The sequence below is a fragment of the Rhodopseudomonas sp. B29 genome (genome assembly GCF_000333455.1).
Classification (GTDB): domain Bacteria; phylum Pseudomonadota; class Alphaproteobacteria; order Rhizobiales; family Xanthobacteraceae; genus Rhodopseudomonas.
Genome location: NZ_BADD01000428.1, coordinates 1 through 6,195, shown reverse-complemented (window position 1 = coordinate 6,195; position 6,195 = coordinate 1). Strand labels below are relative to the sequence as shown.

5 protein-coding genes are annotated in these 6,195 nt (G+C 62.2%); 2 read left to right on the top strand and 3 right to left on the bottom strand.

The window, feature by feature from the left end:
* A partial coding sequence (locus tag I5M_RS15365) for a carbon-nitrogen hydrolase family protein (RefSeq protein ID WP_031336525.1) occupies positions 1–755 on the bottom strand: 755 nt, incomplete at its 3' end.
* A gap of 141 nt (positions 756–896) precedes the next feature.
* On the opposite strand from I5M_RS15365, the gene I5M_RS15360 reads away from it, so the two are divergent.
* A complete protein-coding gene (locus I5M_RS15360) occupies positions 897–1,844 on the top strand; it encodes a helix-turn-helix domain-containing protein (protein WP_022722203.1) in 948 nt (315 codons plus the stop codon).
* Positions 1,845–2,197: 353 nt separating this feature from the next.
* On the opposite strand, the gene clpA is transcribed toward I5M_RS15360, so the two are convergent.
* Positions 2,198–4,603: an ATP-dependent Clp protease ATP-binding subunit ClpA gene (clpA, locus tag I5M_RS15355; RefSeq protein WP_022722202.1), complete on the bottom strand. Its 2,406-nt coding sequence runs from the start codon at positions 4,601–4,603 to the stop codon at positions 2,198–2,200.
* Between the two features lie 185 nt (positions 4,604–4,788).
* Positions 4,789–5,184: an ATP-dependent Clp protease adapter ClpS gene (gene clpS / locus I5M_RS15350; protein WP_022722201.1), complete on the bottom strand. Its 396-nt coding sequence runs from the start codon at positions 5,182–5,184 to the stop codon at positions 4,789–4,791.
* 422 nt (positions 5,185–5,606) lie between these two features.
* On the opposite strand from clpS, the gene I5M_RS15345 reads away from it, so the two are divergent.
* The coding region (locus I5M_RS15345; RefSeq protein WP_022722200.1) for a TadE/TadG family type IV pilus assembly protein at positions 5,607–6,195 on the top strand (589 nt) is incomplete at its 3' end.

The following is a 6,195-nucleotide window of genomic DNA, read 5'->3' as shown; positions in this document are numbered from 1 at the left end:
CTGCCTTCAGCAAGCGCGTGCTTGCTGTCGCTGTCGCACATCTCGTCGATCTTCGCCTGCGAGACGGTGGCGCACGGCCCGAGCACGAAGCACGATCCCTCGACGGCGTAGACTTGCGACACCGAATTGTTCACCTGCCAGCCGAGCGCCGGAGCGAACGGGTCGTACAGCGAAAAACTCGGACACGCCGCGACGTGCACCTGCTCGTTCTGGGCGTACATCGCGAACTTGGACAGTGGCTGCAGATGCTCCCAGCAGCACAGCGCGCCGAGGCGGCCGATATCGGGCCGGTCGTGCACCGCCAGATCGCTGCCGTCGCCTTCGCCATAAACGGTGCGCTCGACATGCGTGGGCCGCAGCTTGCGGCGCTTGGCGATGGTCTCGCCGTCCGGTCCGATGATCCATTGCGCGATATAGAGGCTACCGCCATCCCGCTCGGACAGCCCGAGCACCGCAGTGAGCCCGGCCCGCTTCACGGCGTCCCGCAGCTTGTCGGCCTGCGGCGAGTCGTAGCTCAACGAATTGTCGAAGTAACGCTGGACGAAACCGCGGCCGAGCGTCCAGGCCGGCGAGTCCAGCCAGACGTACCAGGGATACCCGGGGATGAAGACCTCGGGAAAAGCGATCAGTTTGGCGCCATTCGCCGCCGCTTCTTCGATCAGCGCGATGGTCTTGTCGACCGTCGCATCGAGGTCCAGCCAGACCGGCGCGGCCTGGACCACTGCTACTTTGTATTTCGGGTGTGTCACTCCCACTGCAACCTCCTGTATTGCACAGTTGATCATCGGATTTGATCCGTGCATCTTATTGAGGCGCCGGCGACGATACTCGTCCAGGACGGCAGGAAAACTCGACTCGATTTCCGCAGCGGCTCGGTCGCCCAGGGAGCTTCAACGATGTCGACCCGGTTCACGGCAAACGAAGCGCCGCCCCACAAGCGGCTTACGCTTTGGCAGGACATCATTTGCGATGTCTATGTTCAGCTTGATTGCACGTCCGACAAGAAGGGCAGCGCCTTCCACGGCTCCATTTCTCGCGCGCCTCTCGGCCGTTCGCTAACTTCAACTGTTTCATCATGCGCACAGCGGGTGTCGCGCACACCGGCACGGATCGCCCGCGCCCAGGATGAGTCGGTGCTGATTGCGCTCGGCACCACCGGCTACGGCGGCGTGACACAGGACGGCCGCGAGGCGGTGATCCGCCCAGGCCAATTTGCCTTCTATGACACGACCCGACCTTACGAACTGCAATTTGACGGCGACTTCTCGCAGCGTATTTTTCAGGTGCCGCGCGAACTGATCAATCGCCGGATACGCACTGAGGATCTGACCGCCACCGTGTTCTCATCGGAGCACCACCTCGACAAGCTGGCCTACGACTTCATCTCATCGATCAGTCAGCTCGCCGGCCGGATCGATGACGATACCGCGAACCGGCTCACCGAGCAGGCGATGGATCTCGTCGCGATGGCGATCGCCAATCGTCTCGGTGATACGCGCGCCACAACCTCTCACCGCTCCGCGATGCTGCATCGCCTCAAGGTCCACATTCAGAGCCGGCTGCATGATCCGGAGTTGTGCGCGTCAGACGCGGCTGCGGCGCTGGGCATTTCGCCGCGCTATGTCAGCGATCTGTTCGCCGACGACGCCACCTCATTCCAGCGCTATTTGCTGGCACAGCGGCTGGAGCGTTGCGCGCGCGACCTCGCCTCGCCGCAGCTGGCACGCCGCCAGATCGGCGAAATCGCGTTCGCCTGGGGCTTCAACGACCTGTCTCACTTCGGCCGCGTCTTCCGCGAGCGCTACGGCCAGTCTCCGCGTGACTATCGGCAAAGCCGGCATTAGCCGGAGATCGTCCGGGGTGCCCCTGCGGCGTCTGACGAGCTGGAGCAGTTCTGCCTTTGAGCTCTGCTACAAGTACACCCTCGTGGTGAGGAGGCGCGAAGCGCCGTCTCGAACCATGGGCCGCAGGCAACTCGTGGCGCCATCCTTCGAGACGCCCGGCTACCGCCGGGCTCCTCAGGATGAGGACTCAGTGCCTCTGAAAGCATGCTGCTGCTTGATCAAGTTATGATCTGCAGAATTGCTTCAGCTTATTATTCCCGTCGCGTTGAAGTAGCAGTCGGGCCAAGCTCCATCCCAAACGAAAAAGGCCGGCGATGTCTCGCCGGCCCTTGTTCGTTCTTTCTGCTCAGCCCTCAGGCGCCGACCAGCGGATCGCTCGGCGCCGGCCCCTTGGAGCCGGGCTTCGGCTTGCGGGCCGCGCCGCGCTTCTTGGCGCTCGGCAGCTTCTCCGGCTTCGGAGCGACCGGGCCTTCGACGAACTCGAAGCCGATCTTCTCGAGCTCCACGCCGGCGACACCCTCGTCCTTGACCAGCACCACCTTGACGTGGCCGCCGTCCTTGAGCTGGCCGAACAACACCTCGTCGGCCAACGGCTTCTTGATGTGCTCCTGGATGACCCGGGCCATCGGCCGCGCGCCCATCTGCTCGTCGTAGCCGTGCTCCACCAGCCAGGCCTTGGCGGCCTCGGTCAGTTCGATCGTGACGTCACGATCGGCGAGCTGAGCTTCGAGCTGCAGCACGAATTTCTCCACCACCATGCCGATGACGTCGGCATTGAGGTGCGCGAACGACACGATAGCGTCGAGGCGGTTGCGGAATTCCGGCGCGAACTGCCGGTTGATCGCCTCGTGATCGTCGCCTTCGCGCTTGCTGCGGGTGAAGCCGAACGCCTGCCGGGCCAGATCGGCCGCGCCGGCGTTCGTCGTCATGATCAGGATCACATTACGGAAGTTGACCTGCTTGCCGTTGTGGTCTGTGAGCCGGCCGTGATCCATGATCTGCAGCAGCACGTTGTAAAGGTCCGGATGCGCCTTCTCGATTTCGTCGAGCAGCACGACGCAATGCGGATGCTGGTCGACGCCATCGGTGAGCAGACCGCCCTGATCGAAGCCGACATAGCCGGGAGGCGCGCCGATCAGGCGCGAGACGGTGTGCCGCTCCATGTACTCCGACATGTCGAAGCGCAGGAGCTCGACACCCAGTGTCGAAGCCAGTTGCTTCGCCACTTCGGTCTTGCCGACGCCGGTCGGGCCGGAGAACAGGTAGCAGCCGATCGGCTTCTCGGGCTCGCGCAGGCCGGCGCGCGCCAGCTTGATCGAGGCGGACAGCGATTCGATCGCCTTGTCCTGACCGAACACAACGCGCTTCAGAGTCGTTTCGAGATGCTTGAGCACCTCGGCGTCATCCTTCGACACGCTCTTCGGCGGGATCCGCGCCATGGTCGCGACGGTGGCTTCGATCTCCTTGATGCCAATCGTCTTCTTGCGCTTGTTCTCGGCGAGCAGCATCTGCGCCGCGCCCGACTCGTCGATCACGTCGATCGCCTTGTCCGGCAACTTCCGGTCATGGATGTAGCGCGACGACAGTTCGACGGCCGATTCGATCGCCTCGTTGGTATACTTCAGCTTGTGATAGTCCTCGAAGTACGGCTTGAGGCCCTTGAGGATCGCAATCGCGTCCTCGACGGTCGGCTCGTTGACGTCGATTTTCTGGAAGCGCCGCACCAGCGCGCGGTCCTTCTCGAAGTGCTGGCGGTATTCTTTGTACGTCGTGGAGCCCATGCAGCGGATGCTGCCCGAAGCCAGTGCAGGCTTGAGCAAATTCGAGGCATCCATCGCGCCACCGGAGGTCGCGCCAGCGCCGATCACGGTGTGGATCTCGTCGATGAACAAGATCGCGTTCGGGTGCGCCTCGAGCTCCTTCAAGACTTGCTTGAGGCGCTCTTCGAAGTCACCACGATACCGCGTACCAGCCAGCAGCGTGCCCATGTCCAGCGAGAACACGGTAGCCGCGGCAAGCACCTCTGGCACTTCGCTGTCGACGATGCGCTTCGCAAGACCCTCGGCGATCGCGGTCTTGCCGACGCCGGCTTCGCCGACGAACAGCGGGTTGTTCTTCTGGCGGCGACAAAGCACCTGGATGGCGCGGTTGATCTCGGCGTTACGGCCGATCACCGGATCGATCTTGCCGTCGCGCGCCTTCTTGTTCAGGTTGACGCAATAGGTCTCGAGCGCGTCGCCCTTCTTCTTGGCGTCGTCGCCGCTCTTGGTCTCGGTCTCCTCGTCCACGCCACGCACCGGCCGCGTCTCGGAGACGCCGGGGCGCTTGGCGATGCCGTGGCTGATGTAATTGACCGCGTCGTAGCGCGTCATGTCCTGCTCCTGCAGGAAATACGCAGCATGGCTCTCGCGCTCTGCGAAGATCGCGATCAGCACATTGGCGCCGGTCACTTCTTCGCGGCCACTCGACTGCACATGGATCACGGCGCGTTGAATCACGCGCTGGAAGCCGGCAGTCGGCTTGGCATCTTCGGAGCCGTCGGTGACGAGATTCTCGAACTCGGTCTCGAGGTAGTTGACGAGGCTGGTGCGCAGCTTGTCGAGATCGACGCTGCAGGCCCGCATCACCGCGGCAGCATCGGAATCATCGACCAGCGAAAGCAGCAGATGTTCGAGCGTCGCGTATTGATGGTGGCGCTCGTTGGCGATCGCGAGAGCGCGGTGCAGGGATTGTTCAAGGCTTTGCGAAAAGGTCGGCATCTGGTCCTCTGTGTCCCCCGCTCATCTTGATCGTCGCTGCAGCGGTGCGCAACAACAACCTTTCGAGATATAGTGACCCAACCCGGCTGCGGAAGAGCGGTTCCGCTCGAAGGCCACCAAGCAAGTCGAACGCGACCTGCCGCTCACATCGATGCAAGACCCGTTCCGAATTCGACGCCTCCGTCCTACTTCTTTTCCATTACGCACTGCAGAGGATGCTGGTGCTTGCGGGCGAAGTCCATCACCTGCGTCACTTTGGTCTCTGCGATCTCGTAGGTAAACACGCCGCACTCGCCGATGCCGTGATGATGGACATGCAGCATGACTTTTGTCGCTGCCTCGACGTCCATGTTGAAGAATTTCTCCAAAACATGAACGACGAACTCCATCGGCGTGTAGTCGTCGTTGAGGATGAGTACGCGGTAGAGGTTCGGGCGCTTGGTGCGCGGCTTGGTCTTGGTGATGACCGAAGTCGTCGGGCTGCCTGAGCCGGACCGGCCGTCGCCGGCCATTCGCGGCGGGTGGTCGATGCGGCCGGCGGACGGCGCTGTGACGTCGGAGCGTGAAATCGATTGCGACATGGCAGAGGTGATGATTGATCCCCACGGAACTCAAGGACACCGGAGCATGACGTAACCGTTCGCGAACGGCGACCCATGATCGTCGATCCAGTTCCGGCAAACCGCGCCCAGGCAAGTTATGGTAAATATGGGTCGATCCCTGATTTGCCGCAAGCGTGGAAATCCCGGAGGGGGCGACGCCGGGCGGTGGACACGCCAGCCGTCATCGACCATGCGGCCCAACACGACACTGTTCGAGCGCTGCCCAACGGAAAAGCCGGAATTTTCCGCGACGGTGTTGAGGGCCTGTTTACGACAAGGCCAGCGAGGGCAGTATCGGGTGCATTTGTCGGGTAATTTAGCGAATTTCAACGAAGGGTTTTACTCCTCGTAAAGTCCCTAGAAACGAACATAAGTCCGCCGACACAATCCGGGTGAAACCTATGTTCGCCACGACCCTCTTCGCCAAGCTGCGGAGCGGTGTAAATCGTTTTTGCATCGCCGAAAACGGCAATATCGCCGTGATCTTCGCGCTCGCGCTGGTGCCGCTCGTCAGCTTTATTGGCGCCGCCATCGATTACTCGCGCGCCAACAAGGCCCGCACGTCCATGCAGGCAGCCCTCGATTCGGCGGCGCTGATGGTGTCGAAGGATGATTCGGCCGGCAATCTCAGCGCATCGGACGTGACCAGCAAAGCGCAGGCCTATTTCAACGCGCTGTACACAAATACCGACGTCAGCAGCGTCAACGTCACCGCCGCTTTCACCAACAGCCCGACCACCGGGGCGCAGATCAAACTGACCGGATTCGGAGCCATCAACACCAGCTTCTTGAAGTTGGCCGGGTTCCCCAATCTGACGTTCGGCACCTCGTCGACGACCGCCTGGGGCACGACCAAACTGCGCGTGGCGATGGCGCTCGACAACACCGGCTCGATGGCCGACGACGGCAAAATCAGCGCGCTGATTACTGCATCGAAAAACCTGGTCGACCAGCTCAGCGCGTCGGCGAAGAGCAATGGCGATGTCTACA

What these genes read in the sequence shown, in the direction of transcription:
- I5M_RS15360 (WP_022722203.1), top strand. Translation starts at nt 897, where the DNA reads ATGTCGACCCGGTTCACGGCAAACGAAGCGCCGCCCCACAAGCGGCTT.
- clpA (WP_022722202.1), bottom strand. Translation starts at nt 4,603, where the DNA reads ATGCCGACCTTTTCGCAAAGCCTTGAACAATCCCTGCACCGCGCTCTC.
- clpS (WP_022722201.1), bottom strand. Translation starts at nt 5,184, where the DNA reads ATGTCGCAATCGATTTCACGCTCCGACGTCACAGCGCCGTCCGCCGGC.